The sequence below is a fragment of the Mycobacterium sp. E796 genome (assembly GCF_001672815.1).
Lineage (GTDB): Bacteria > Actinomycetota > Actinomycetes > Mycobacteriales > Mycobacteriaceae > Mycobacterium.
The window spans coordinates 22,835-48,352 of sequence record NZ_LZKK01000194.1 but is presented as its reverse complement, the minus strand read 5'-3'; the positions used below and the strand labels follow the sequence as shown (position 1 = coordinate 48,352).

Below are 25,518 nucleotides of genomic sequence, written 5' to 3'. Positions count from 1 at the left end.
TGCTAATAGAGCATTGATGTACCATTGCTTGACGCGAATGTTTTCGAGTGAGGGGCAGGCCGATGGCAACGACGACCGATCAGCGGATCAGCGACGCCGCCGTGCGGCTATTCATCGAGAAGGGAACGACTGCGCTCACCATCAGCGAACTGGCTCAAGAGGCGAACGTGGCCCGGGGCACGCTCTACCGCAACATCGGGTCGGTCGAGGACTTGTTCAATCGCATCGTCAAAGACCTCAGCGACGAAATGTATCAACGGGTGTCATCAACTTTCATCGACATCGACGATCCGGCCGCTCGGCTGGCTACCGGTGTGAGGCTCTGGGTGCGTTTCGCCCACGAGAACCCGACATTGGGTCGCTTCGCGGTGAAATTTGGTCTCAGCGAGGAGGCCTTGCGGTCCTGGATGTCAGGCCCAGCCATGAGCGACGTCCGTGCTGGTGTGGCCGCAGGGCGCTACAAGCTCAACGCATCCGAGATCGACAGCGTCGCATCGTTGGTACTGGGGGCCACGATCAGCGCCATGTGGATGGTCTTAGAAGGACATCAGACCTGGCGTGACGCCGGCTCATTGACCGCCGAACTTCTCCTGCGCGCACTGGGGATCGATCCTGCCGAGGCACACGAAATCAGCACGGCTGACCTTCCGCGCTTGACCTGAGCGCAGTGTCGGACGGGCGGGAGACACCGGTCCTGGGGTTCTCGACTTGCCGCTGGTTTGTGCTGAGCTGTGGGAGCGTGGACGCATCGTGCGAGCGCTGGGCGATCACGCCCAGTTCAAGATGCCGGGTTGGCGCGACCTGTTCACGAGCGTCGGTGTTGTCGAGGGCACTCGGGCTAACTGCGCTGAGCCGATGCAGCGCGGAGAGCTGATCCTGGTCTTCCCGGGCGGCGGCGAGGTGATCAAACGCAAGGGTGAGTGCTACCGCTTGTGCTTCAAATGGCGGCGGCTCATCGTGGAGTAATCACTACATGAACTGGTCGCAGTGCGCCCGACTCAACTGGTGGCCACAGCCATCAGCGCGGTGGCGAGAAGCTCGAATTGGCCAAATACGTCGATACCGTCACCGTCGATCTCGTTGGCGACGAACAGCCCATCGGCCATCGCCAGGGTGAACGTGGCCAGTTGTCGAGTAGCTGACTCGGGCAATTCGGGAAACAGTTCGGCGAATGCCGCAGCGCTGCGTCGCAGCGTCTCCTGCCGGACCGCCAGGAACATCCGCCGCGCCGAGGGCTCCTGGTCGCGGTGCTCCAACGCGAGCATCAGACCGAGACGCAGGAAATCCGAAGACTCGTGTAGCGCCTTGGCGGTTCGAGCCATCATGGCGGCGAGCCGCTGCTGAATGGGCTGATCGGGGTTTCGAGGCGCCCAACCCCCCACGTTTGTCAGCCAGAGTTCGAAACTGCGCTCGATCACAGCCGCGATGAGCGCGTCCTTGTCCTTGAAATGCCAGTAGATGGAACTGGCCGGCATGCCGGAACGCGCGCTGACCAATCCGATCGAAGTCCCTTCGTATCCACGTTCGGCTGCGATTTCGGTGGCGGCGATCAGGATTTTCTCCCGCGACGCCTCACCGTTGGCCCGACGGCGGCGCGGGTTGCGTTCTACGGTCGCCAACGCCAGCACCTCCCCACCAATCCTGTCCGCAATGACGCTTGACACCATCGTAGCCACAACGTTAACGTAGTGAACATTCCAATAAGAAGGGTGTCTCGTATGTCTGTTGATGACAGAGGTTCGACGCATCGCGCCGGAACTGACTGCCACGGACCAGGAAGCCAACCAGCTGCGCCGGCTGCCAGATCACAGCTGGAAAGTCTCATGAGCGCGATCACCACCCGCGACGTCGCCGTCGGCGACGTGAGCTTTCACCTGTCGACCTCCGGTGACCCGAGCTCACGACCCGTGTTGTGGCTGCACGGATCCGGGCCGGGCGTCACCGCACTGACCAACTGGCAGGGCGCGCTCGAAGAGCTGAGCGGCGACTTCTACAACATCGCCCCGGACGTCGTCGGTTTCGGCGACTCCACCCACCCCGACCCGCCGCCGCAGGGCATCGGCGCGTTCACCGCGCTACGGGTTCAGACCCTGGTGGCGCTGCTCGACCAACTCGGTGTCGACCAAGTCGACATCGTCGGCAATTCGATGGGGGGCATCGTCGGATTGTGCCTGGCGCTGGCACATCCAGAACGGGTGCGGCGCATCGTGTTGATGGGCGCCGGAGGTGCGCCAGTACCGCTATCGCCGGGCCTGCTGTCTCTGATCCTCTTCTACGACAACGCTTCTGTCGAGTCGATGCGTCAGCTGCTGACCAACTTTGTGGCGGATCCGGCGGTGTTTGGCGATCAGCTCGAACAGATTGCGGCCGAACGGTTTCCGCGGGCAACCCGCCCGGAGGTGGAGCGCTCACACCGGGCGACGTTCTTCCTTGTCGGCGATCCGCTTCCGATCAGCGACGAGGCCCTCAAGGCGATCACGCATCCGGTGCTGCTCATCCACGGAGACACCGACCGGATCATTCCGCTGGAATCCAGCACCTGGTACGCCGAGCACCTCCCGACCGCTCGCCTGGAAGTCATTCCCAACGCCGGCCACTGGCTGCAGATCGAGCACCCCGACACCTTCGCACGGCTCGTCAGGGAGTTTTTAAGTTGAGCTACCACGGCGGCGACGGGCCCAGCCCCGAAAAGCTGCGTACCTTGATCCGCTCGTATCTGGTGTACGACGGCGCATCCGTCCCGGATGCCGTGATCGAGTCGCGCTACCAGTCGTCGATCGAGCCCGAGGTCGTCGCCAATCCGCCCCTGCAACGGCCGACGGGCCAAGGGCGTTGTGGCGAATGGACTTCACGCGCGACCGCCGGCTCAAGCACCTGGCCACCCCGACGCTCGTCGTCTGGGGGCTTGACGACAAGTTCAACAAGCCCAGCGGCGCGGCGATGCTGGGCGAGCGGATGCCCAACGCCGACGTGCTCATCACGGCGAACGGGCCACTGGGTCCAATGTGAACGCGCCGACTTCTTCAACGCCGTCACCACCGCGTTTTTGACGGCCTGACCCTCTGCAAGGAGAATCTCATGACCACTGACATCTTCGGCAACGTCCACCTGGGCTATGTCGTGATCGAAACCAACAAGTTCGCCGACTGGAAGCGCTTCGGGCGCGAGGCGATCGGCATGCACCTCGACGAGATGCTGCCCGACACGATGCGGTTTCGCTTGGACGCCAACGAATGTCGCTTCCTGCTGCGGCAGGGGCCGGCGGAGGACGTCGTCGCCTTCGGTTGGCATCTCGATGACCACGCCACCTTCGACGAAACCTGCCGGCGGGTCACCGACCACGGCGTGCCGGCCGTGGAGGGCTCCGACGACGACGCCAAACTCCGCGGCGTGGAGCGCTTCCTGCGGTTCCCCGGACCCAACGGGCTGACCCAGGAGGTGTACACCACCGCCCGCACGGCGCCGCTGGCGCTGGACATACCGGGCAGCGGGTTCGTCACCGGCGCAGGGGGATTGGGCCACGTGGCGATCGTCACGAAGAAGCCGCACGAGATGCGGGGCTACTACGACCACGTGTTCAACGCGCGCCTGTCGGACTACATCGATGAGACGATCAACGGCCTGAAGCTGAAGGTCCGCTTCCTGCGCGTCAACGAACGTCACCACTCCGTGGCGATCGCATCCGTGAACATGTTGCCCGTCAACCCGATTCGCACGCGAGTGCAACACGTGAACGTCCAAGCCGCCACGCTCGACGACATGGTGACGTCGTATCAGCGCGTCAAGGCGCTGGGTTTCGATATTCCGATGTCGGTCGGGCAGCACACCAACGACAAGGAACTGTCGTACTACGCGATGACCCCCTCGGGATTCGAGTGGGAGGTCGGCTGGAACCCGATCGTCGTCGACGAGTCCGTCTGGAAGCCGACGACCCACCAGGGCATCAGCATCTGGGGGCACAAGCCGGAGGGGCAGACGGTGGTCGACAAGCTCGAGATGTTCGCCGTGGCTGCGCGGTCGGTGCTGCCTCGCGAGGACACCGTCCCCGCGCTCAGTTCCCCGGCGATCGCCGACGACTGAGGTAAGCGAGGCGGATAATACCGTCATGAGCGCCAACGCCGCCGCCTCCGTTCCCGACGCGCCCTCGTCTGCCGAGATCGCGGTCGCCCTTCGGCTGATCGAGCCGCTGCGCAAGGTGATCAACCCCAAGGTGTACGGGATCGACGAGGTCGCCGAGCGCGGCGCGCTGCTGGTCGGCAACCACACCGTCCTGGGGGCGCTCGACCTGCCGCTGCTGTGCGCGGAGCTGTGGGAGCGCGGACGCCTCGTGCGGGGCCTGGGCGACCACGCCCTATTCAAGGTGCCGGGCTGGCGCGACATGCTCAAGCGCGTCGGCGTCGTCGAGGGCACGCGCGCGAACTGCGCCGAGCTGATGGAACGCGGAGAGCTTATCTTGGTCTTCCCGGGCGGTGCCCGCGAGGTGGCCAAGCGCAAGGGCGAGCGCTACAAGCTCATGTGGAAGAACCGAATGGGGTTCGCGCGCTTGGCCATTCAGTACGGTTACCCGATCGTCCCGTTTGCGTCGGTCGGCGCCGACGATGCCGTGGACATTGTCGTCAACGCGGACAATCCGATACTGGCCCCGGAGCGGTTGTTCGTCGAGAAGGTGCTCGGCAGCCCGGACTCGTGGCCGATCTGGCGCGGGATCGGGCCGACGCCCATTCCACGCCTGGAACGCCAGTACTACTGGTTCGGCCGGCCGATCTCCACCGCGTCGCTGAGCGGCTCGCAGGACGACGACCCCACGGTGCGCAAGGTGCGGGATTCCACGAAGGCCGCGATTGAGGAAGGCATTCGTTTCCTCCTCCAGGAGCGTGAACACGACAAGAGCCGCTCTCTGGTCGGTCGCCTGTTGGGCCCGGAGCGCCGCTGAGCCTCAAGCGGCAATGGCCGGTCGCGCTTGTAGGTGCGTCGCTTGGCCATCAGGCGCTCGCAACACGAATCGGGATATGCAGACGCCCGGCCTGACTCAGTTCCTCGGAACAAGTCCTACTCATCTCCGGCACCTCAAATTGATCTCGCTTGTATCCGATTCTATCGGTGGGATGCGCCAAAAGTGTTGAACTACAGCCGATGTCGCTGAGTAATGTTGCTTGCGGCCCAAATCGCAAGCCGCACGTAATCGGGCGCTCGAAGCGAGCGCAAATGCGTGCTGTCAGTCGGCACTGGCTGGGCACATTTTGGGCACACTCACTATCCACAGACGTCAATTCTGGTGAATCACAGTTGATGTCATTTTGCAGCTCAGTGCCGGTTCGGCTCAGTGACCAGCACACCGAAACGGGTTCGATTCCCGGCAGCTCCACAACAGAAGATGCGGCTCGAAGTAACAGTCTCGGGGGGCAGCGGGGTCACCGCCCTGGCCAAACTCGTGCTGCCCAGCTGACGATTTCGGGCGCACAATTGAGGGGCCTGTCTGAAACCCGGGAGTGCGCGATGAGCGAGCAACAGTACGACTTTTTCGGCGAGATCTTCCAGCGGTACTTCGGACCAGCGATCGGCGCATATCCGCGAACCGGTGGAGCACTCGTCGATAGCTTGCTCACGCTCACCGACCACGTTCCGGATCGATTGGCGCAGACCCGGCGCGCCGCAATGGCATGGGTCGAGACCGAGACCCCGAATGCCAGGGTCACCTCCGAACTCTTCGTGATCACCCAACACGGACTGATGTATGCCGTCGGGTTGACCGAATCGCGCCGGGCGCTGTATTACCTGGCCACGCCGCCCGCGTTGTTCGATCCCTTCGTCGATCAGGTCGACACCGCCCAACTGCGTGAAGGCGCGGCGGTTGCGGTGGACAGTCGGTTCGGCCGCGACCTCGCATCCGCTCATCCGATGGACGCTGCGCTGCGCCGGATACTCGATGAGCACCTTGCGCTACGAGTGGGTCTGCCCGGTTAGCTACTTCGATTTCCGGCAGCTCCACCTTTGGTTGCCGCGGTCGACTTGGTCGGGTGCCGGCCCGATACATTGCTAACCGTGAACGAAGACAGGGTCCGTGTGCGGATCGCGGACAACGGCGTGGCAACGGCGACGATGGTGCGCGGCGACAAACACAACGCGCTCGACCAAGCGATGTTCGAAGCCTTGGTGGACGCCGCGGAGAAGCTGGCCGGTGATACGTCGGTCCGCGCGGTCGTTCTGCACGGTGAGGGTAAGAGCTTCTGCTCGGGTTTGGACGTCGCGAGTTTCATGGGTGGCGAACGTGGCACGGGCGTCCTGTTGGACAGAGACCAGGACCGGCCGGCGAACCTCGCTCAGCGCGTGAGCTACGACTGGTCGTTGGTACCGGCGCCGGTCATCGCCGCGATCCACGGCAACTGCTTCGGCGGCGGTCTGCAGATCGCCCTCGGCGCGGACATCCGGATCGCGGCGCCGGACGCGAGGCTGAGCATCATGGAGATCAAGTGGGGCCTCGTTCCCGACATGGGCATCACGCAGACACTGCCGCGACTTCTACCGATCGACGTCGCGAAGGAGTTGACGTTTACCGGCCGCATCGTTTCCGGCAGCGAGGGTTCCGAGCTCGGCCTGGTCACCCGGACAGCCGCGGATCCGCTGTCGGCGGCGCTGGCACTCGCGGACGAGATCGCGCTGAAGTCACCGGATGCCGTCCGGGCCGCGAAGCGCCTCTACAACGAAACATGGATGAGCAACGAACCCGCGACGGCTCTTGCGCGGGAATCAGTTCTGCAAACGGGGCTGATCGGCACGCCCAACCAGATCGCTGCCGTCGTCGCCGGAATGTCCGGGGAGCAACCCGTCTTCGCCAACCCCACAGCCAACCCCGCGTAACCTCCCACGCGATCGGGGAGACGCGATGAGCGCCGGCCTTTTCGGACTACTCGACGACGTCGCGGTCCTCGCTCGACTGGCCGCCGCCTCCGGCCGCGCGACCGCCAAGGCGGCCGGGGTCGTCATCGACGACACCGCAGTGACGCCCCAATACGTCCACGGCATCGCCGCCGAGCGCGAGCTGCCGATCATCAAACGCATCGCGATCGGATCGCTGCGTAACAAGCTCGTGGTGATCCTGCCGGTCGCGGTGCTGCTCAGCCAGTTCGCGCCGCGGCTGCTGACCCCGCTGTTGATGTTCGGCGCCACGTACCTGTGTTACGAAGGCGCCGAAAAGATTTGGGAGAGCATCCGCGGTCATGACGCCGATCCTCCGCCGGTCGCCGAGCACGAAGTGGTGAGCGGGGCGATCCGGACCGACATGATCTTGTCCGCCGAGATCATGGTGATCGCCCTCAACGAGGTGGCCGACCAGGCGTTGGTGCCGCGGCTCATCATCCTCATCGTCGTCGCCCTGGTCCTCACCGTCGTCGTGTACGGAGTTGTCGCCGTCGTCGTCAAGATGGACGACGTCGGCCTGCACCTCACGGAGACAACATCCGGTTTCGGGCGACAGGTCGGCCGGGTTCTGGTGGCGGGGATGCCCAGAGTGCTCTCGGCGCTTTCAGTGGTCGGGACGCTGGCGATGCTCTGGGTCGGCGGCCACATTCTGCTCGCGGGCAGCAACCGCCTCGGTTGGCACACGCCGTATCACCTGCTCCACCACGCCGAGGATCACGTTCGCGACGGTGCCAAGCCTTTTGGTGCGGTGCTGGGCTGGTTGGTCGACACCGGAGCATCCGCGGCGGTTGGGCTGGTCGTCGGATTCGCAGTCTTTGTGCTCATGCGGCTGTCGAAGCGGGTTCGGACTGCTTTGTTCGTCACCTTGGGCTGACTGCCCGCTGAAGCGTCACCTCGGAAATGTCGGAGTGGCTCTTCCCTCCGGTGGTGCCGAGGGTGCTTATCCACAGCACTACGAACGTCACCGGGGCGGGCTTGTTCACGGCGATGACATTGCGGCCAGGCTTCAACCCGGTGCGCGGGCTGAGTTCGGCGGTGTCACTGAGCTTGGCGGGAGTCGCGCTCGGCGATGACCGTATCTGTGCCACCGTGCCGGTGCTGTCCAGGTCGACGGTGACGGCGCTCAGCGATGTCGGCTCGGGAAGTTCCAACAGTAATCCGACCCCGTCCTTGAACTTTGGGAACGGTTCGGGGTCGAAGTAAGTGTCGGTCGACCACGCCGTGGCGGGGTTACCGTCGATCGCCAGCCCGGCCGAGTTTGGGCTGTCCGGGGCGCCGCCGGGTGAAAAGACTGAGGCTTTGAGCGGCTTTACCGTTCCACTTCGAGTGGCAGGCGGAGGCGCTGCCGGCGTAGCCGACATCGGCGTGGTGGTCTGAAGTCCCAGCCTGTCCGGGTGCATCGCTGCGTCGGTGTTGACGGCGCCCACAATCCGGCTGATTGCGCTAGCGAACGTCATCAACACGACGAGAACGACAGCCGCCGCTGTCCCCAGCATTGTTTTCAACAGCTGACGGCGAGCGTGTTCGGCCTTTTCGGCCGGTCCGAAATTGCGAAAGGTGGCATAGCCGCCGGGCGGTGGAGGTAAGAGCAGCTCGCGAGTGGTGGAGGGCGCCGCGTAGTTCTTGGCGTCGTCGCTGGCCTCGCGCAGCAGCGTCGAGATCGTCTTGGCGCTGCGGATGCCGTCGCCTTCACGCACTAGCCCCGCGGCGGTGGATGAAATCAAGAACGGAACTTGCGGGTTGAGGACCGCGGGCGCTGGGATCAGGCCCTCCGCATCGGTCTCGACGCTCTCCCAATCCTCAACCGCGGCACCGACTTTGGAGGGCCAACGGTTGACGAGCAATCCATACATGACCGCACCGATGCCCCGAAGGTCATCCCGCGGCGTTGTATTCGGCATGGTCGCCGGAAAGGCCAACACCAGGCGCCGGTCGACGCTGACCCGGATTCGCTCGGGATGGTCGATCGACAACGCGAAACCTGCCCCGTGCACTACGTCGGCGGTCTCCGCCAGGGATAACACCGCGTCCGCGACCCCGACGGGCGACGGCTGCGTGCGGGCTACTTCTTTCAGCGTGGCACCGCGCGTCCAGTCGGAAACAACTACACCGCCACACCAGTCGCGTCCCACATCAATGACCCTCGCCAAGCCTGGCGACTCGATGCCGCGCAGGCTTGAGGTGTTGGAAAGAATCGCGTCGACAGTACTGGTCGGCAGCGAGTTCTCGGAGTCGACCACCGTGACGGCCAGATGTTGCCCCGTGACCGTGTCAGCGGCTTGCCAGAACTGAAGATGCGAAGATTTGCCGTAGAAGATCATTAGCCGAATCCGGCCGCCCGCGATCGTGGCACCGGCAACAAGGGGCGCCTTTTCTCTGGGCGAGTACGGCTCTGCCCAGTAGCGAGGAATGTCAGTCGTCGGTGGATCAGGTGCAACCGGTTGCGTGGCGGTCATCGCTTCGTCTCGCTCCCGCGGTGCTCACCGACCGCATCGGCCGGACGCGCACGGACGCTGATATTGGTCATCCATACATAGCCGGGGGTGGACACTCCTAAACCCTGTATTCGCATGGGCGGAAGTCCTCGCGAACTTGTCCCTGACTCCGCGGCGCGGGCATAGGCTCTGGCTATTCGGCGATCGGTAATGGGAGCGGCGCGGTGTCGTATGTTGTTGCGTTGCCAGAGGTGATGTCCGCCGCGGCGACGGACGTGGCTTCGATCGGTTCGGTGGTCGCGAGCGCAAACCGCGCCGTGGCAGGCGCCACCACCGGGGTGTTGGCCGCGGCCGGGGACGAGGTCTCCGCGGCGATCGCCGCCGTGTTCTCCGCGCACGGCCAGGGCTATCAAGCCCTCAGCTTGCAGGCGGCGGCCTACCACAACTGGTTCGTCCAGGCCTTGAGCGGCGCATCCGGCGCGTACGCCGCCGCCGAGGCGGCCAACGCCTCCCCTCTGGCGCTCTTTGAGCAGGCGTTGCTCGGTGTGCAGCAGGAAATCCAGCAGATCCCCACGGCGCTGGGGAACGGATTCAGCCAGGAATTCGACGTTCTGTTCGCAGACCCGCATTCACCCCTCTTGGCGCTGCTTACCGGCGACAATCCGCTAACCGGCATCATCGGGACCAACCACCCGCCGCGGTTGTTGACGTTGCTGCTCGGAGAAACGGTGCACCAATACACCACACCCACCGGGCTGCGCGTCGTTGAGATTATCCCGGCGCATCCCAACGGCGATTACGTGGTGGCCATTCACGGTGGCGCGTTCATCTTGCCGCCGTCGATCTTCCATTGGATCGACTACACGGTGATGGCGTATCAGACCGGCGCGACGATCGAGGTGCCGATCTACCCGCTGCTGCAGCAGGGCGGCACCGCAAACACGGTGGTGCCCAATATCGCGGGCCTCATCTCGTCGGAGATCGCCGCACACCCCGGGCAGGTCAGCGTGACCGGTGACTCGGCGGGCGGCAACCTCGCCCTGGCGGCCGCCGAATACCTGGTGGCCCACGGTCAACCGGTGCCGTCGTCGATGGTCCTGCTATCCCCCTGGCTCGACCTGGCGCGCGACGGGGGTCAGATCGGCAGGGTTTGGGCGGGCGGTCTGTCGATCACCGACCCCGAGGTGAGTCCGCTATACGGGTCGCTGACCGGCGTGCCCCCGACGTATGTCTACTCAGGCTCGTTCGATTCCCTCTACAACGAGACGCTTGCCCTCCAGCAAATAGCCCTGGCCGACGGGGCGCCGATGGGCTTCGTGCTTGCGCAGGGCCAAGTTCACGACTGGATTCTGCTGACCCCGACCGGCCCCCGTTACTGGGCGCAGATCGATCAGGAACTCGGTCTCCTGAACTGACGCGAGACACACAAGCCCGGGAGTCGCGATGACTGCAGCTGTCGATCCATCGGTGCCGCCCAGTGGGACCGGCTGCGCGGAGTGTGATGCCGCCGGCGGCTGGTGGGTGCACCTACGGCGGTGTGCTGCCTGCGGCCACGTCGGTTGCTGCGACGATTCGCTGTCACGTCACGCGACGAAGCACTGGCGAGAGACTGGGCACCCGATCATCCGATCGTTCGAGCCGGGCGAGGACTGGTTCTGGGACTACGAGAGCAATGACTACTATGACGGTCCCCAACTTTCCCCGCCTGCATGCCGTCCCGAGGACCAGACGGTCCCAGGTCCACGCGGTCGGGTGCCGAGCAACTGGGCCGACCTCCTCCGTCAACGACACGACTGAGGCCAAGGCTTAGCGGCTGACCCGCGATGAAATTATGGGTCCGATGATCCTCGCCATCGACCTCGGCAAGACGTCGTGTCGGGCCTCCGGGGGCGACCGGAGGGCCGAGGGGGCGGGCGCGCCCGGACTTGCGGCGCCCGGCGGCGTGCGGGCCGCGGAGGCGGCCATCGTGGCCGTCGCGCGAGACTTCGGCCCGGTCGGCGAGGTGATCGTGGGGGCCGCCGGGGCGCTGAATGCGCCGGCCGCGGCGCGCGCGCTGGCCGAGTCGCTGCTGAAGTCGCTGCGCGCCGAGCGGGTCGCCGTGACAGGTGACAGCGTGATCGCACACGCGGGCGCGCTGAACGGGAAGCCGGGCGTCGTGCTGGTCGCCGGGACCGGAGTCGTGGCGCTCGCGATCGGCGCGGACGGCGCGCTGCGAACCGCCGACGGCTGGGGCCCGTGGCTGGGCGACGAGGGTGGCGGCGCGTGGATCGGCGCCGCGGGCCTGCGCGCGGCGCTGCGCGCCCACGACGGCCGCGGCCCGTCCACCACGCTGCTGGACGCCGCTCGCGCCCGATTCGGTGCGCCCGAATCGTGGCCGGCGCGGCTCACCGACGCGGCGGCGGTTGCGTCGTTCGCGCCCGACGTCCTCGCCGCAGAAGATGACTCGGTCGCGTCGGCGATCATCAGCGCCGCCGCCGAGTCGCTGGCTGCGACCGCCCGAGCGGCCGGGGATGGGCCGGTCGCGATGGTCGGCGGCCTGGCGGGGGTGGAGGCGCTGCGCAAAAGGCTGGACTTGGTCCCGGCCGTCGGCGACGCGCTCGACGGCGCGCTGCGGCTCGGCGCGATTCACGAGCCGCACGTGATCCGCGTGCAAGCGGCCCCTGAAAGGGGTGCCCGGCATGGGCTCGACGCGCTCACCACCGAAGGTTCGCGGCCCGGCCTCGACGACCTGGACCTGAGGCCGATCGGCGACGTCGCGGCGCTGCTCGTCGCCGCCGAGGGCGAGGCGCACGCAGCGGTTGCGGCGGCGGTCCCGCGGATCGCCGCGGCGGCCGAAGCCATCGTCGCGCGGCTCGAGCGGGGAGGCCGCCTGATCTATGCTGGCGCCGGGACACCCGGACGCCTTGGGGTGCTCGACGCGGCCGAGTGCAAGCCGACGTTCGGCACCGACCTCGTGCGTGGCGTGATCGCCGGCGGGAGCGCGGCATTGACCGAGGCGATCGAGGGCGCGGAGGACGCGTTCGACCCGGCCGATCTAGCCGATCTCAGCGCCGCCGACGCGCTGGTCGGGATCACGGCGTCGGGCCGGACGCCCTACGTGCTCGGGGCGCTCGAGCATGCGCGCGCAGTGGGAGCGCTGACGGTCGCGATCGTCAACAACCCGGGCAGCGAGGCGTCTGCCGACATAATGATCGAGCTGTTGACCGGGCCAGAGGTGCTCGCCGGCTCCACCCGGCTGACCGCGGGGACGGCACAGAAGGTGGTGCTCAACGCGCTTTCGACCAGCGCCATGATCGCGCTCGGCAAAGCCTATGGGCCGCGGATGGTCGATGTCCGCACCACCAGCGCCAAGTTGCGTCGCCGCGCCGTGCGCATCGTCCGCGACGCGGCCGGGGTCGACGAAGAGGCCGCAGCCGCCGCGCTCGCCGCCGCGGGCGGCCACGCCAAGACCGCGATCGTCGTGCTGCTCGCCGGCGTCGACGCGGCCGAGGCCGACCGTCGGCTCGAGCGGGCGCGGGGACGCGTGCGGGACGCGCTCATTGGGCGTGCGCCGCAATGAAATCCGCTTCCTTGACAAGCCGTGCCGCCGGATCCAGCATCGGTGCGGGATCATCATGAAGCGCATGCGAAGGGCCATCGCCGTCGGAGCCGTCGTACTCGTGGCGGGTTGCTCGCATGGCCATGTATCGCAGACGGCGGTGATCGAGAGTTCGCAGCCAACGCCGACGACGCCAACGCCCGCTCCCGCCGCGGCCCCCGCGCCCAGCTTCCCAACACTCTCCAAACCGCCCGACGCGGCTCCGGCACCTGATTTCGCATCGGTTTCCAAGCTGATCAACGACGCGATCGCGGCGAATAGGCTGCCCGGTGCCGTGGTTGTGATCGGGCACGCCGGACAGATCGTCTTTCACCAGGCGTATGGCTCGCGCAAGCTTGCGGGCGAACCCGGACTGGACGGATCGCCCGCACCGGCCGAGCCGATGACCGAGGACACGCTCTTCGACATGGCGTCCTTGACGAAGATCCTGGCAACCGCGCCCGCCGTCATGCAGCTCTACGAACAGGGCAAGGTTCAGTTCGACGACCCGGTGCAGCAGTACCTGCCTGACTTCAACGCGACGGACGACCCACGGCGCGCAAAGGTGACCGTTCGCATGTTGCTGACGCACACCTCGGGCGAGACCGGCGACGTCGAACTCAAAGATCCATGGGGACTGGACGAAGCGAACAAAGCGGAAGGCATCCATCGCGCGCTCACAACGCCGCTGGAGTCGGAACCCGGCGGGGTCTTCCGCTACTCCGACATCAACTTCATCCTGCTCGGAGCGCTGATCGAGAAAATCACCGGCGAGGCGGAAGACGACTACGTTGCCGAACACGTGCTCGCACCGCTCGGCATGCAGGACACCCGCTACCTCCCCGCGGACAAAGCCTGTGGCCCGCACACGGTCCGCGGAGCCGCGATTGGATGGGCCGGCCCGTCAACCGGGAACGGATGTCCGGCGGGCACGTGGAGCATGGATCTCTTGCCGCGCATCGCGCCGACGGCGCGCGACGAAGACGGCCGGGCCGATCCGGGCAAGAATCCCGATCTCGACTACCTGATTCGGGGCACCGTGCAGGACACCACGGCGCGGCGCATGGGGGGAGTGGCCGGGCATGCCGGCGTGTTCTCGACCGCGCACGATGTGGGCACATACGCGCAGGCGCTGCTCGATCGGCTTGCGGGCCGTCCAAGCGAATTTCCCCTGACACAAACGACTTTGGAGCTGATGACCACTCCGCAGCAGCCCGGCCACACGGCCCAGCAGCTCCAGGCGGCCAACGATGCCGCCCGCCAGGCCATCGCAATGAGACGAAGCCCCACATATCCGCTGCTCGCCGCGCGCTATCCGGCGATCGCGGGCCAAAACCTGCGCGGCTTTGGCTGGGATATCGATACGCCCCTTTCCATGGCGCGTGGCATGATCTTCCCGATCGGCAGCTTCGGCCACACCGGATTCACCGGGACCTCAATCTGGCTCGACCCGCGCTCCGATACCTACGTGGTTCTGCTCACCAACTCGATCCACACGCGGGGCAGTGAACCGATCTCGGATTTGCGCGGCGAAGTGGCGACGGCGGCGGCGCGGGCGTTGGGTCTTTAAGGGGCCTTTAGGTCCGCTCGAAATGTTGATAGTCGAGGGGAGCCGTCCACTCGCCACCCCACCGCCAACCACGGTCTGTAAAGGCGTGCACCGCCGGATCGCCGATGTGTAGGAGTCCCGGGTCGGTGCGAGTGCGATCCAGGTAAGCCGCCGCATTCCGCGGTTCGAAATACCCGCTGGCGTAAAGGCACGGGTTAAGAAGCGTGTTGATATCGATTGCCCGCCCGTAAGCGTGCGGTGACCATTCGTTGGTTCCGGGGATGAGTCGGCAATTGAACGCAGACGTGTTGTTGTCCTCCATCGACAGCTCGTCGTCGGCGTCCGAATAGTGGTCGACCGTCTGCATTTTCTCGATCGGATAGCCCAGCCGGTAAAGCTGCTCGAAGATCGCGATGACCTCCGGCGCCAGCTCCTGATGCACGACGAGCTGGCCGCGGTGGGTCTGGCCGTCGAAACCGAGGTAGTCGACGTCGACCCGGCGCAGCTGTTCCGGTTCGACGGGACACCCCGGCCGCCAGGTCGCACCGAGTTCTGCGGCGGTGACCGACTCCACCGTCGCACCCGCGGGGGCTGGCGACGCGCTGGCGGGTGACGGCGCGGCCGGTGACGACGACACGGCTGCTGACCACGACGGAGACGATGTGGTCGCATGCGGTGGCGGCGCGGCGGTGCATTGCACCAGCACGACGCCGGCCGCGAGCACTTCCGCCAATACGGCACATGGCCGCTGGAAGGGCGTCACTGGAGATGAATCCTCACCGTTTTCCCGGACAAGTCCGGTGCCAACGCTACCGCGGACGGAAATCGTGGCCTGTGCTGCAGCAGAAGTGGGTAAACAACCGGCATCGGATTCGGCAATTCACGTCAGTAATCGGAAGGTGGCATCGAATGGCTGGTCATGAAGGGGGCCGATGGGACGTCGGCACCAAGGACGACGCGGTCTACCTCGAGCGCGTCTCCGAGAGCGACGAGCGGTTATTCGACGACTTGTTAGCGGCCGACGAGGCCCGCGAACTGAGTGGGCTATTGACGAAATACGCAGACAAGCTGGACAAGTCCAAGGAGTCCGGCAAATCCGACGACTCCGAGAAGTCGGAAGACTCGGACAAGTCCGAGGACTCCGACAAGGCCGACGATTCCGAGGAATCGGACGAGTCCGAGGACGGCGACGAGCAAGGAAAGTCCAGCTGAGCGGACCGGAATACCGGGGACCGAGTCCTCAAACCTCTGTCTCCTGCGCCCATCTCGGTCGGCGCGTTTCTCGACTGTGCGGCGAACGCGCCGCAGCCAGTGTCGCCGCAGTCCCACCGTTGATCGCGGTCAGCGGCGGCGGCTGGCCCTTGCGCAGCGTCGCGATCAGCTCGCGGTACGGGCCGATGAGATAGACGGTGTCGCCCGCTTGCAGGCGGGCGTCGCGGCGGGGGCGTAGCCTGATCGGTCCTTCCGGCCGGATGATCGCGATCACCCGCGTTTGCGTCGACATGTGCATCATCGTCAGCCCGTCCAGCTCGCTGCCCTCCGCCACGAGCATCCCGCCCACCATGAACGAGCGCTGGCCGACCCAGAACGTCCCCAGCACCTGCAGGCCCATCGCGGCGCCGATGAACCACGGGGCGGCCAGGTCGACGATCGACCGCACGTTTTCGAAGCCGAACCGCTGATTCACCGCCGTGCCCAGCGCCCGGCCCTGAACGCGCATGACGATAGGCGTCTTCGTATCGGATCCGAGGATCTCCAGCAGCACGATCCCGGTCTCGATGTTCTCCATGTCGTCGCTGGTCACCACCGCCACTCCGCGGGCGCGATCGACGCGCGCCGACTCCAGCGTCTGGCGCATCGCCGGATCTCCGAAGATCACCGGTACGTCGAGCTCCGCCGCGGTCGGCAGGAAGCGGTTGTTCTCGTCGCTCTCGATGACCAGGACGTCGTATCCGGCCGCGGCCAGGTCGCTGACGACGCGGATGCCGACGGAACCCAGACCGATGACGACGACGTGGTCGCGCATTTGCCGGGCCCGCCGAAGTCCGGCCAACTGGACGAAGCGGCGCGACAGCAGCAGGTCCGCTAGGAACGCGACGAGGATGGCCGTGACGATCGCGCCGCTGAACATCAACCCGACCGCGAACAGCCGCAGCCAAACGGGTTGTTGGGTGAAGTTGAATTCGCCATAGCCCACGGTGGTAATCGTCTCGGAGGTGAAGTACAGGGCGTCGATCCACGACATCCGCGGGTTGCGGTAGCTGAAGTGCACCACGGCGGTCGAACCGAGCGTGAGGAACAGCGCGAATGCCAACGAGGGATACAGCATTGGGTTGATGTCGTCGCGCATGGCGCGCGTGGCATCGATGATGCGCCGCACCCGGGAGTGGCGAGAGCGCGTCGCGGTCGCGGGGGGCACCTTGATCCCGCGGGCTTCCAATTCGTCTTTGACGCCGATCATCGAGGTCCAGTCGCCGGCGTAGACCCGCTGATCCCGTCCTGGGCATGGCACCACCTCGCCGGGGGCGGGCGAGTTCTTGCCGTGGACCACCGCCACCGGCGCCAGGTCGCCGTATATCTCGCGCAGCGTCCCGTCGTGCGGTGCTTCGGCTCCCCAGACCACGAATTCGATACCGGCCGTGTCGAACTGGTGCGCGTTGCGCGAAAGGACCGCCTCGACGAGCGATTGCGTCGCCAGCTCGGCGACGTCCAGGATCGCGCCGGGGCCGTTGACCGTCGACACCGCTTCGCGCAGCACGTCATTGGCGAGGCGGGCCACCACGCGGACGTCCGGGCTGTATTGCCTTGCCAGCAAAGCGATTTCGAGATTGATCGCGTCGTTTGGCCCGGCGCACACCACGGCACGAGCGCGATGTACCCCGGCGCCGAGCAGATCGGCGGCGGTGTTGATCTTGATGATTCGCGCACCGGCGCCCCGCAACTCCTCGGCGATGGTTCTCGACAGAGCGTCGTCACCGGCGACGATGATTTCGCGATGCATGATCTCGCGCGCCGGGTGGGAAACGGGGTGCTCCATGCGACCGTCGATATGGTCGATTTGTGGCCTAAGCCGGGGAACCGATGACATCGTCTTCATGGTTCGGCCTTTCGCTTTTCGTTCCTATGACTATCGGCCACCGTGCCGGGTCATGCCACCTGAGGAGCACGGATGCAGAAAGTCCTGCGGTGCAACAGGTTCGACTCGGGCGCGTCACGCCGACGAAATAGTTGAGGTGTACAAAACCCTGGCGCCACTGCTACTCGCGTCAACAGTCTGATAGTGGCGAGCGAAGGAGCATTACGTGTCCGAACACACCCCCGACGACATCTTCAAACTCGTCAAAGACGAGCAAATCGAGTACGTCGACGTCCGCTTCTGTGACCTGCCGGGCACCATGCAGCACTTCACGATTCCGATCTACGTGTTCGACGAGAACGTGTTCGAGGAAGGCCTGGCCTTCGACGGCTCCTCGATCCGCGGGTTCCAATCGATCCACGAGTCCGACATGTTGCTGCTTCCCGACCCGGAGACCGCGACGATCGATCCGTTCCGCGAGGCCAAGACGCTGAACGTGAACTTCTTCGTGCACGACCCCTTCACCCTCGAGCTGTATTCACGCGACCCGCGCAACGTCGCCCGCAAGGCCGAGAACTACCTGATCAGCTCCGGCATCGCGGACACCGCCTATTTCGGCCCGGAGGCGGAGTTCTACATCTTCGACTCGGTCAAGTTCGACTCCAACATCAACAGCTCGTTCTACAAGGTGGACGCGACGTCAGGGTGGTGGAATACCGGCGAGGAGACGGAATCCGACGGCAGCCCCAACCTCGGCTACAAGGTCCGGCCCAAGGGCGGATACTTCCCGGTCGCCCCCACCGACCACTACGTCGACCTGCGCGACAGGATCCTGACGAACCTCACCAACGCCGGCTTCTCTCTCGAAAAGGGCCACCACGAGGTGGGCGGTGGCGGCCAGGCCGAGATCAATTACAAGTTCAACACGCTGCTGCACGCGGCCGACGACCATCAGATGTACAAGTACATCGTCAAGCAGACCGCGTGGCAGGCGGGCAAGACCGTGACGTTCATGCCCAAGCCGCTGTTCGGCGACAACGGCTCCGGGATGCACTGCCACCAGTCGCTGTGGAAGGACGGTGTCCCCCTGATGTACGACGAGGAGGGCTATGCCGGCCTGTCGGACACCGCGCGGCACTACATCGGCGGGTTGCTCTACCACGCCCCGTCGCTGCTCGCGTTCACCAACCCCACGGTCAACTCCTACAAGCGGCTGGTTCCCGGCTATGAGGCTCCCATCAACCTGGTTTACAGCCAGCGCAACCGCTCGGCGTGCGTGCGGATCCCCATCACCGGCAACAACCCGAAGGCCAAGCGACTGGAGTTCCGTTGCCCCGACTCGTCGGGCAACCCCTACCTGGCGTTCTCGGCCATGCTGATGGCCGGCCTGGACGGCATCAAGAACAAGATCGAGCCGCCACCACCGGTCGACAAGGACCTCTACGAGCTGCCGCCTGAGGAGGCCGCGGAAATCGTTCAGGCGCCGACCCAGCTATCCGCCGTGATCGATCGTTTGGAGGAGGACAGCGAATACCTCACAGAGGGCGGCGTTTTCACGCCCGACCTGATCGAGACGTGGATCAACTACAAGCGCGACTACGAGATCGCGCCCTTCAACCTGCGGGTGACCCCGTACGAGTTCGCGCTCTACTACGACGTCTAGGCCAGCTAACCCTCTGACCTGCGGCGACGTCGCAATGGAGTCGATCTAGTACGCAGTGGGTACGCAGTAGATTCGGCGGAGCCCATCCGCTCGGCGATCACCGCGCCGATCGCCGAGCGGGTCGACTCGTCGGCATCCGGCCATAGGTGCCCATACGTGTCGAGTGTTGTCCGTGCGCTGGCGTGACGCATCCGCGCCTGCACCGTCTTGATATCGGCGCCGGACGCGATCAGCAGCGACGCGAGATAGTGCCGCAGATCGTGGAACCGAAATCCCTCGGGCAACCCGTCGATGCCGTCGCAGACCTTTCGGAACGCCCGCTCGATCAGCCACGGTCCGCACCGATCGCCGCCGGCCGCGTTCGTCACCATCATCTCCGACGGGAATGCCTGCACCGAGGCCGACAGGAGGAGTGCTAGATCTTGCGGGATCGGGATCGGTGTCGCGCTGCCGGGGGTTTTCAGCGGGTCGGCCGGCCACTGCTGTTGCGGATGAACGACACCGCGAATGAAATCGACGTCGGCGACCCGGAGTCCGGAAACTTCGGCGACCCGGAGGCCGGCGAACGCGCCGAGAAGTACGGCGACCCGTAGATGTTCGGGCATCGCGTCGTGAATTGCCCACACCTGCTCGGTAGTCGCCACATACGGCTTGGCCTTCCCCATCGGCGGCGACGTCCGCCGCGAGCACGGGTTGCGCCCGAGGAACCCGTCGTGCACGGCGTCGGACATGATTTTCGACAACCGCCGATGCAGCGCGTAGACGTAGCTGGCTTCAAACTCTTCAGCTTGCAGCTTCGCCACCCATGCCTTGACTTGCGACGGCCGGATCGCTGCCAACAGCATGTGTCCAAACTCTTTGTCTATCAACCGAATATGAGTACGGGCCTGACGCACGCTCGATGCGCGATTGACTTTGTAGCCCTCGATCCATAGGTCGCACCATTGCTTGACTGTGAGTTGGGCGTCGCGGGGGGCGACGTGAGTGCCGGCGACGATCGCGGCCGTCTGCGAATCAAGCCAGCGCTGCGCATCGACCTTACGGGTGAAAGCCTTCGAATGCTCCTGACTCCGATCATCGACATACCTTGCGCGCCAGCGCCTTCCGGAGCCGGCCCGCTTACTCGGCACCGTCTGGATGTTCCCGTTCTCGTCGCGGATCGTTTTCGTCCAGAGGTCTTCGACGCCGGCCCGCCGGTTACGTTGAGGTCCGCTCATCGTTTCGTGCCTTTCCGTTTGGTGGTGGTGATCGTTACGCCGGGGATAGACGCCTCTCCGAGCGTGTCGAGCGTCCGCCGCGCTTCTTCGAGGGCGGAGAGTACCGCTTCGGTTGAGACGATCAGGTCGTCGACCGAGTCGGTGGGCGGGTCGAACGCCGCGTAATAGCGGACGTCTTGCAGCTCGTCGGTCACAGTCTCGATCAGGTCGCTCATATGGCCGGCGCTGTTACGAGCGAGACCCGTTAGCCGGGAGGCGGACCATACGAGGTTGCCGCCAGCGGGGCTACGGCCGAGTAGTTCGTCGACGGAGATACCGAATATGTCGGCGACGGCGTTCGCCTCATCGATGCGAACTGCGCGATCGCCGTTTTCGATTTTGGCGACCGTGCTGGGAAGCATGTGCTCTAAGCCTTTGGCGCGCAAGCGGTCTGATAACTCGGCTTGCGACCAGGCGCGGCGCCCGCGCTCGGCTTTCACACGTTCCCTAAATCGAAGCTCGACGCTCGCCTGCCTACCCATATTCGGAGTATATACCTCTATTGGGTTGACCGACGTAAGTAGCGGGGGTGAAGCTGTCGGTGTCCCCAAATCGGTATTTCAACCGAAAAAGGAAGGAACCGCGATGGACAGCGAATACCTCGACTCACTCGATCTAGAGGAGCTGACCGGCACTAAGGCGTCAACCTGGCGCTACTGGGCATCGATCGGCGAAGGTCCCGCCTCGTTCAAACTCGGACGGCGCCGGGTGTGGCGGCGATCTGCGGTGCTCGCCTGGATCGCCGAGCAGGAGAAGACCTCGGTATGAACCCGACGACGACGGGGCCGCCGGGAAGCGAAGCGCCGGCCCCCCAAGGGAAACCGGCACCCGCCACGACCTCCGGTCCGGCCAAGCGGCCTACCGTCAACTCACCAGCCTCCACCTCGGCGCCCTCGGCTACCAGCACGTCGGCAGGGTCTCTATCAGGGTGACCGGTGAATGGGTTTAATCCGCGCGAGTTCCGCCGGGCGCTACGCGGGGCGGGGCTTAGCGCCACCGAGTACCGGGTGGCCGTCGAGCTGTGCGAGTACACGAGCCCGGATAGGCCCGACGCGTGGCCGTCGGTGGAGACGCTCGCGGCGGTCTGCGGAGTAAGCCGGCGGACGGTTCAGCGGGTGCTCAGCAAACTTTCTACGGCGGGTCTCATCAACGCGGTCGGCGGCCGGGCGGGGGGCCGTTACAAGCCGACGGTGTGGCGGCTGCGGGCCGACGGTCCCGTCGATGCGGCCGGAAAGGGTGACAAAAAGGGCGACACTGGTGTCACCCTTTCGGCCGGAAAAGGATGCCAAATCACGCCGCAAAGGGTGACACCGGTGACCAAAAGGGTGACACCAGTGACGCAAAAGGGTGACACCGATGTCACCCGAAGAAGTAAAGAAGGAGAAAAAGAAGGAGGGGGGAAGGAGGCGGCTGGCGCCGCCCGCGCGGCTGGCGCCGCGCCCCCCCACCCCCCTCTCGCTGTCGTTGAAAACAAGATCGGCGGGGCGCTTTCCCCGTACTGTTCGCGCCATCAGCCGGACGGCACGGATAACCCCTGCTACGCCTGCGGACAGGCCCGGCAAAGATTCGAGGCCCGCGAAGTCGAGGAGGCGCAGGCCGGCGCCGAGGAGGAGCGCCGGCGGGGGATCGCGGCCTGCGGGGCGTGCGACGAGAACGGGTTTTGGGGTGAGCCCGGGCTCGCCAGCTACGACTACCTCGACTACACCGTCGATACGCGCGCCGAAACCCTTACCCCCGTCGCGCTGTTTCCCCCGCCGAGCGCCGTCGAGCTACCCGCCTACCTCAATGATTGGCGCGATCGGCTCACCGAATGCACGGCCGGCGACGGGCTTACGTGGTGGGCGCTTAAGTGCTGGCACGGGACCGGAGCCGAGAGCGATAACAGGCGGCTCGCTTCTAACGATTTCGCGCTCCTCTTAAGCGCGGGTTTCCGGGCGGCCGGCTTGGACGCGTTTCTGGCCGCCGGCGGCGACCTTGACGCGGCGCACAAGCTTCGAGACGAGGCCCGCGCGGATTGGCGCCGGCGCCGCGATGAGCGTTTCCGGGCGTCGAAGGCGGCCGAGGGCGGCGCGTCGTGAGTCGCGGCGTCGGTGCTTCGGCCGGGAAGCCAAGCGCTCGGACGCGGCACGAGAACTAGTTGATATCACCGAAATCGATAGGAGGCCAACATGACTGACCACACCACACTCTGCATCACCTGCCACACCGAAGCCGCCCTACCCGATAGCGCCCGCTGCGCCGCCTGTGACGGGGCGTGGAAGGTCGCCCGCGAGGAACGGCAGCGTTTTATTGATTACGCCCGCGAGGCGACCGCTCAGGCGGCCGCAATGAATGCCGCGCACCCCGGCCTGGATGACCCGGACCTAGCCGAGCGGGCCGCGCTCGACGCCACCCTCGACACCGAACGGGCCCGGCTGCAACGCGAAATGGACGAGGACCCGCTCGGTTTCATCTGGTTCGGGCCTCGCGACGCCGACGGCAAGCGGCGGTAGTTAGCCGTCAAAGGGCTACTGCGGCGCCGCTTCGTCGGAGTACTTGGCATTCAGCCTTCTGCTGACCCGCGCCCGCTTTCGCCTATTCCACACGCTTTGCTTCAGGCTCAACCGCCGATGGCCGAGGTCCACCAAGTCGTCAACGTGGTCGCCTAACTGGCTGTGATACCTCCTAATCTCGCTGAGTAGGTGGGCGTGGTCTTCTTCGTCCTTCTCGGCTGCGGCGGAGTACCGCTTGAACTCGTCTCCCAGTCGCACGAATTCGTTGTACGCGACGATCATCGCTTCGTAGCACTCGGCGTCGGCGATTGTCAGCTTGCCGATCTGGAAGGCGCGATCGAGATTCAGCTTCGCCGCAATGAACGCCTTGAATGCGGACATAACGAACGCTTCCTGCTCCTTCGTGTTCGGTACTTCCGCCGGGTCCAACAGGTCAGCGATCTCGTCCGCGCGGAGCTGCATCTCGTTGGTTGCGGCGATGATGTCGCCGATGGCCCGTCGCTGGGGTGCCCGGTAAGCGTCGACGGTTCTTCGCTGTTCGCGGAACCATGTCAGACCGTAGGTTAGGGCGCTACCGGCAACACCACCGCCGATCGCCGACGCGACAGAAGAGAGACTCACAAGGTCCGTACCTTAGGACCGTTTCCCCACAGGCCCCTCAGACCACGCCGAGATATGCGAAACCTCTCCGGGGCGGGTTTCAGTCGTGGGCCGACGAACGGCCCGCCCCCGGTGTGGATGGGATAGGCCCAGCGCGCTCGCCGGCGTATGCTGATCGGCGACGGGGCACGTAGCCCGGCACCCGAGGCGATCGCGTAGCCGGGCACCTGTCGGTCCGTCCAGGGTAGGGATAGGTCACTCCGAAAGCCGCGCAGCTCGCCACCCTCCGCCGATTCGGCGGGGCGCAGGCAGGCACCCGGCGACAACCATAAATGCCGCGCAGCGCAGCGCCTCCCACGTTTGGGACGCAGCAGCGCACCCGGCCAAATTCCCCGAAAAGTCTTCGGGCTCCCCGTCTTGCGCGGTTTTTCAGTCAAGCCCCAGTGGCGGCGAATGTTCACCGCGCGGACGGGGACCCGACCAAACACCTGAAGGTGATCCCGATGATGAACGACGCCGAATTCAGCGCCGAATACGACAGCATCATGGCCGAACTCGATGACATCGCTCGCACCGGCCGGCGCGACCGCCGAACCCTGGACCGGATGAGGCAGATCAACTCCCGGACGCGCGCTCAGGTCGAGGCCTCCGACGAGTACCCCGCGTTCCCGGCCGGTACCCGGTTCGAGGGCGGCTCGACCGGCGGCGCCTACGTCGGCGGCGGCGGGGTCGACCCATACGCCGGCGAGCGCGGCGGGCTGAGGAGCGCTGCGATGCGCTGCCTCGACGATTCCGTACGTTCCGACCGGCTGCCCGCCGCCGGCGCCGAAACCATCGAGCGATTGATGTCGGTCGGGCCGGCGTCGTCGCGGGGATGGGCGGCGCGCTGGGTCACGCTGACCGGCTCCGAGGATTACCGCAACGCGTTCGCGAAGCTGGTCATCGACCCCGACCGTGGGCACCTTCTGTGGTCGGGACCCGAGCAGGAGGCGTTTCGCCGCGTCGTCGAGTTGAAGACCGAGCAGCGCGCGCTTTCCCAAACCGACTCGGCCGGAGGGTATTTGATTCCTTACGAACTCGACCCGACCGTGTTGCTGACTAGTTCGGGTACGGCAAATCCGCTGATGCAAATCTCTCGCGTGGTAACCACGGTTTCTGACGTCTGGCATGGAATATCAAGTGCCGGAACGACTTCGGAGTGGCTTAGTGAGGCTTCGGAAGCCGCTGAAGCGCCGCTGACTTTCGCGCAGCCCGCCATCCCGAACTACAAAGGAAGCGTGTTCACGCCCTTTTCCGTGGAATTAGAGGGCGACGCCCCGGCCCTAATGACCGAACTCGCGAGAGTACTACAGGACAGCGCTAACCAGTTGCTTTCGACCGCGTTCACGGTCGGTACCGGATCGGGTCAGCCGACCGGCATCATCACCGCGCTGATCGCAAGTAGCCCAACGGTTGTTGTCAACACAGGCACGAGCGAGGTCGTGAAAGACACCGACGTCTACGGCTTGCAAAATAAGCTGCCGCCGCGCTTTTCGCCTCGGGCACAATGGATGTCGCACCTCGCGACGATCAACCTCCTTCGCGCTCAAGAGTCGACGAATGGCGCGATCCGCTGGCCCGAGCTGGCAGCCAACCCGCCCATGCTTTTGGGTCGACCGATTCACGAAAACTCCGAGATGGATTCGACGACCGATACCGGCGCGGAGAATTATCTGTTGGTGTACGGCGATTTCTCGAATTTTCTTATCTCCCAACGGATCGGCAGTTCGCTCGAAATCATCCCGCACCTGTTCGGCGCCAATCGTCGCCCGACAGGCCAACGTGGAGCGTGGCTTTGGATGCGGTACGGCTCAGATGTGCTGGTAGATAACGCGTTCCGCGTCCTTAACTGCACATAGGCGCCGAAACAGCCTGGCGGGGTCGGGATTTCTCCTTTGACCCGACCCGCCGGG

General features: G+C 65.4%; 24 protein-coding genes and 3 pseudogenes. 20 read left to right on the top strand and 7 right to left on the bottom strand.

All coding sequences use genetic code 11. The annotated features are described in order from the left end of the window. The first annotated feature begins 62 nt into the window (after positions 1-62). Together A5706_RS14625 and A5706_RS14620 are read left to right on the top strand one after the other, a co-directional pair. The gene (locus A5706_RS14625; RefSeq protein ID WP_068131781.1) at positions 63-662 is read left to right on the top strand and encodes a TetR/AcrR family transcriptional regulator; all 600 of its coding nucleotides are present in this window, start codon (positions 63-65) and stop codon (positions 660-662) included. 34 nt (positions 663-696) lie between these two features. After that, positions 697-948, top strand: a pseudogene (locus A5706_RS14620) (1-acyl-sn-glycerol-3-phosphate acyltransferase); the annotation flags it as partial. 50 nt (positions 949-998) lie between these two features. Here A5706_RS14620 and A5706_RS14615 read toward each other — a convergent pair. Beyond that, positions 999-1,619 carry a TetR/AcrR family transcriptional regulator gene (locus A5706_RS14615; protein WP_231985302.1) on the bottom strand — a complete coding sequence of 207 codons (621 nt, stop codon included), beginning with the start codon at positions 1,617-1,619 and terminating at the stop codon, positions 999-1,001. A gap of 99 nt (positions 1,620-1,718) precedes the next feature. On the opposite strand from A5706_RS14615, the gene A5706_RS14610 reads away from it, so the two are divergent. The 7 genes and pseudogenes from A5706_RS14610 (at position 1,719) to A5706_RS14585 (ending at position 7,792) form a co-directional block, all read left to right on the top strand. Further along, positions 1,719-2,657: an alpha/beta fold hydrolase gene (locus A5706_RS14610; protein ID WP_369831869.1), complete on the top strand. Its 939-nt coding sequence runs from the start codon at positions 1,719-1,721 to the stop codon at positions 2,655-2,657. Then, positions 2,654-3,058: pseudogene (locus A5706_RS35260) on the top strand (alpha/beta fold hydrolase); the annotation flags it as partial. The gene A5706_RS14610 and the pseudogene A5706_RS35260, both read left to right, overlap by 4 nt. 20 nt (positions 3,059-3,078) lie before the next feature. Next, on the top strand, positions 3,079-4,080 hold the full coding sequence (locus tag A5706_RS14605; protein ID WP_068131755.1) for a VOC family protein: 1,002 nt from the start codon (positions 3,079-3,081) through the stop codon (positions 4,078-4,080). Positions 4,081-4,105: 25 nt separating this feature from the next. Further along, entirely contained in the window at positions 4,106-4,933 is an 828-nt protein-coding gene (locus A5706_RS14600; RefSeq protein ID WP_068131753.1) for a lysophospholipid acyltransferase family protein, read from the top strand. A 563-nt stretch (positions 4,934-5,496) separates the two neighbouring features. Next, entirely contained in the window at positions 5,497-5,964 is a 468-nt protein-coding gene (locus A5706_RS14595; protein WP_068131751.1) for a hypothetical protein, read from the top strand. 78 nt (positions 5,965-6,042) lie between these two features. After that, positions 6,043-6,858: a crotonase/enoyl-CoA hydratase family protein gene (locus A5706_RS14590; protein ID WP_068131747.1), complete on the top strand. Its 816-nt coding sequence runs from the start codon at positions 6,043-6,045 to the stop codon at positions 6,856-6,858. A 25-nt stretch (positions 6,859-6,883) separates the two neighbouring features. Next, positions 6,884-7,792, top strand: a complete 909-nt coding sequence (locus tag A5706_RS14585; RefSeq protein ID WP_068131745.1) for a DUF808 domain-containing protein — start codon at positions 6,884-6,886, stop codon at positions 7,790-7,792. Here the strand turns inward: A5706_RS14585 and A5706_RS14580 are convergent. Beyond that, positions 7,779-9,374: a protein kinase family protein gene (locus A5706_RS14580; protein WP_156767126.1), complete on the bottom strand. Its 1,596-nt coding sequence runs from the start codon at positions 9,372-9,374 to the stop codon at positions 7,779-7,781. The two genes, A5706_RS14585 and A5706_RS14580, sit on opposite strands and share 14 nt — an antisense overlap. Positions 9,375-9,577: 203 nt before the next feature. Between A5706_RS14580 and A5706_RS14575 the strand changes: the two genes are divergently transcribed. The 5 genes and pseudogenes from A5706_RS14575 (at position 9,578) to A5706_RS14565 (ending at position 14,500) form a co-directional block, all read left to right on the top strand. After that, positions 9,578-10,768 (top strand): PE domain-containing protein, encoded by a 1,191-nt coding sequence (locus tag A5706_RS14575; RefSeq protein WP_082964381.1) that lies wholly within the window; start codon positions 9,578-9,580, stop codon positions 10,766-10,768. A gap of 28 nt (positions 10,769-10,796) precedes the next feature. Continuing rightward, on the top strand, positions 10,797-11,150 hold the full coding sequence (locus A5706_RS32285; RefSeq protein ID WP_082964380.1) for a UBP-type zinc finger domain-containing protein: 354 nt from the start codon (positions 10,797-10,799) through the stop codon (positions 11,148-11,150). A gap of 34 nt (positions 11,151-11,184) precedes the next feature. Next, positions 11,185-11,910, top strand: a pseudogene (locus tag A5706_RS35255) (BadF/BadG/BcrA/BcrD ATPase family protein); the annotation flags it as partial. A gap of 90 nt (positions 11,911-12,000) precedes the next feature. After that, the gene (gene murQ, locus A5706_RS35250; protein WP_068131846.1) at positions 12,001-12,912 is read left to right on the top strand and encodes an N-acetylmuramic acid 6-phosphate etherase; all 912 of its coding nucleotides are present in this window, start codon (positions 12,001-12,003) and stop codon (positions 12,910-12,912) included. A gap of 64 nt (positions 12,913-12,976) precedes the next feature. After that, positions 12,977-14,500: a serine hydrolase domain-containing protein gene (locus A5706_RS14565; RefSeq protein ID WP_369831870.1), complete on the top strand. Its 1,524-nt coding sequence runs from the start codon at positions 12,977-12,979 to the stop codon at positions 14,498-14,500. A 7-nt stretch (positions 14,501-14,507) separates the two neighbouring features. On the opposite strand, the gene A5706_RS14560 is transcribed toward A5706_RS14565, so the two are convergent. After that, positions 14,508-15,242 (bottom strand): M15 family metallopeptidase, encoded by a 735-nt coding sequence (locus A5706_RS14560; protein WP_231985300.1) that lies wholly within the window; start codon positions 15,240-15,242, stop codon positions 14,508-14,510. A 146-nt stretch (positions 15,243-15,388) separates the two neighbouring features. Between A5706_RS14560 and A5706_RS14555 the strand changes: the two genes are divergently transcribed. Continuing rightward, positions 15,389-15,691, top strand: coding sequence for a hypothetical protein (locus A5706_RS14555; protein WP_068131732.1), 303 nt, complete (start codon positions 15,389-15,391; stop codon positions 15,689-15,691). Positions 15,692-15,719: 28 nt separating this feature from the next. Here the strand turns inward: A5706_RS14555 and A5706_RS14550 are convergent, their stop codons facing one another. Then, the gene (locus tag A5706_RS14550) at positions 15,720-17,480 is read right to left on the bottom strand and encodes an NAD-binding protein (RefSeq protein ID WP_082964385.1); all 1,761 of its coding nucleotides are present in this window, start codon (positions 17,478-17,480) and stop codon (positions 15,720-15,722) included. Positions 17,481-17,781: 301 nt separating this feature from the next. On the opposite strand from A5706_RS14550, the gene glnA reads away from it, so the two are divergent. Next, the gene (gene glnA, locus A5706_RS14545) at positions 17,782-19,218 is read left to right on the top strand and encodes a type I glutamate--ammonia ligase (protein ID WP_068131730.1); all 1,437 of its coding nucleotides are present in this window, start codon (positions 17,782-17,784) and stop codon (positions 19,216-19,218) included. A 5-nt stretch (positions 19,219-19,223) separates the two neighbouring features. On the opposite strand, the gene A5706_RS14540 is transcribed toward glnA, so the two are convergent. After that, positions 19,224-20,435: a site-specific integrase gene (locus A5706_RS14540; protein ID WP_068131725.1), complete on the bottom strand. Its 1,212-nt coding sequence runs from the start codon at positions 20,433-20,435 to the stop codon at positions 19,224-19,226. Next, entirely contained in the window at positions 20,432-20,956 is a 525-nt protein-coding gene (locus tag A5706_RS14535) for a helix-turn-helix transcriptional regulator (RefSeq protein WP_082964378.1), read from the bottom strand. The genes A5706_RS14540 and A5706_RS14535 overlap by 4 nt, the downstream gene beginning before the upstream one ends. 103 nt (positions 20,957-21,059) lie before the next feature. Here A5706_RS14535 and A5706_RS14530 point away from each other — a divergent pair, with 103 nt between their 5' ends. From A5706_RS14530 to A5706_RS14520, 3 genes are all read left to right on the top strand, one after another. Then, the gene (locus tag A5706_RS14530; RefSeq protein ID WP_068131720.1) at positions 21,060-21,242 is read left to right on the top strand and encodes an AlpA family transcriptional regulator; all 183 of its coding nucleotides are present in this window, start codon (positions 21,060-21,062) and stop codon (positions 21,240-21,242) included. 167 nt (positions 21,243-21,409) lie between these two features. Next, positions 21,410-22,552 carry a helix-turn-helix domain-containing protein gene (locus A5706_RS14525; RefSeq protein WP_068131718.1) on the top strand — a complete coding sequence of 381 codons (1,143 nt, stop codon included), beginning with the start codon at positions 21,410-21,412 and terminating at the stop codon, positions 22,550-22,552. Between the two features lie 90 nt (positions 22,553-22,642). Continuing rightward, a complete protein-coding gene (locus A5706_RS14520; protein WP_068131716.1) occupies positions 22,643-22,966 on the top strand; it encodes a hypothetical protein in 324 nt (107 codons plus the stop codon). A 15-nt stretch (positions 22,967-22,981) separates the two neighbouring features. On the opposite strand, the gene A5706_RS14515 is transcribed toward A5706_RS14520, so the two are convergent. Further along, positions 22,982-23,587, bottom strand: coding sequence for a hypothetical protein (locus A5706_RS14515; RefSeq protein WP_156767125.1), 606 nt, complete (start codon positions 23,585-23,587; stop codon positions 22,982-22,984). A gap of 482 nt (positions 23,588-24,069) precedes the next feature. Between A5706_RS14515 and A5706_RS14510 the strand changes: the two genes are divergently transcribed. Beyond that, on the top strand, positions 24,070-25,464 hold the full coding sequence (locus A5706_RS14510; RefSeq protein WP_156767124.1) for a phage major capsid protein: 1,395 nt from the start codon (positions 24,070-24,072) through the stop codon (positions 25,462-25,464). Positions 25,465-25,518 lie beyond the last annotated feature (54 nt).

Bases quoted from the DNA above. Each gene is read 5' to 3' on its own strand.
- A5706_RS14625 (WP_068131781.1), top strand. From the start codon at position 63: ATGGCAACGACGACCGATCAGCGGATCAGCGACGCCGCCGTGCGGCTA.
- A5706_RS14610 (WP_369831869.1), top strand. From the start codon at position 1,719: ATGTCTGTTGATGACAGAGGTTCGACGCATCGCGCCGGAACTGACTGC.
- A5706_RS14605 (WP_068131755.1), top strand. From the start codon at position 3,079: ATGACCACTGACATCTTCGGCAACGTCCACCTGGGCTATGTCGTGATC.
- A5706_RS14600 (WP_068131753.1), top strand. From the start codon at position 4,106: ATGAGCGCCAACGCCGCCGCCTCCGTTCCCGACGCGCCCTCGTCTGCC.
- A5706_RS14595 (WP_068131751.1), top strand. From the start codon at position 5,497: ATGAGCGAGCAACAGTACGACTTTTTCGGCGAGATCTTCCAGCGGTAC.
- A5706_RS14585 (WP_068131745.1), top strand. From the start codon at position 6,884: ATGAGCGCCGGCCTTTTCGGACTACTCGACGACGTCGCGGTCCTCGCT.
- A5706_RS14580 (WP_156767126.1), bottom strand. From the start codon at position 9,374: ATGACCGCCACGCAACCGGTTGCACCTGATCCACCGACGACTGACATT.
- A5706_RS32285 (WP_082964380.1), top strand. From the start codon at position 10,797: ATGACTGCAGCTGTCGATCCATCGGTGCCGCCCAGTGGGACCGGCTGC.
- A5706_RS14565 (WP_369831870.1), top strand. From the start codon at position 12,977: ATGCGAAGGGCCATCGCCGTCGGAGCCGTCGTACTCGTGGCGGGTTGC.
- A5706_RS14555 (WP_068131732.1), top strand. From the start codon at position 15,389: ATGGCTGGTCATGAAGGGGGCCGATGGGACGTCGGCACCAAGGACGAC.
- A5706_RS14550 (WP_082964385.1), bottom strand. From the start codon at position 17,480: ATGCATCGCGAAATCATCGTCGCCGGTGACGACGCTCTGTCGAGAACC.
- A5706_RS14540 (WP_068131725.1), bottom strand. From the start codon at position 20,435: ATGAGCGGACCTCAACGTAACCGGCGGGCCGGCGTCGAAGACCTCTGG.
- A5706_RS14535 (WP_082964378.1), bottom strand. From the start codon at position 20,956: ATGGGTAGGCAGGCGAGCGTCGAGCTTCGATTTAGGGAACGTGTGAAA.
- A5706_RS14530 (WP_068131720.1), top strand. From the start codon at position 21,060: ATGGACAGCGAATACCTCGACTCACTCGATCTAGAGGAGCTGACCGGC.
- A5706_RS14520 (WP_068131716.1), top strand. From the start codon at position 22,643: ATGACTGACCACACCACACTCTGCATCACCTGCCACACCGAAGCCGCC.
- A5706_RS14510 (WP_156767124.1), top strand. From the start codon at position 24,070: ATGATGAACGACGCCGAATTCAGCGCCGAATACGACAGCATCATGGCC.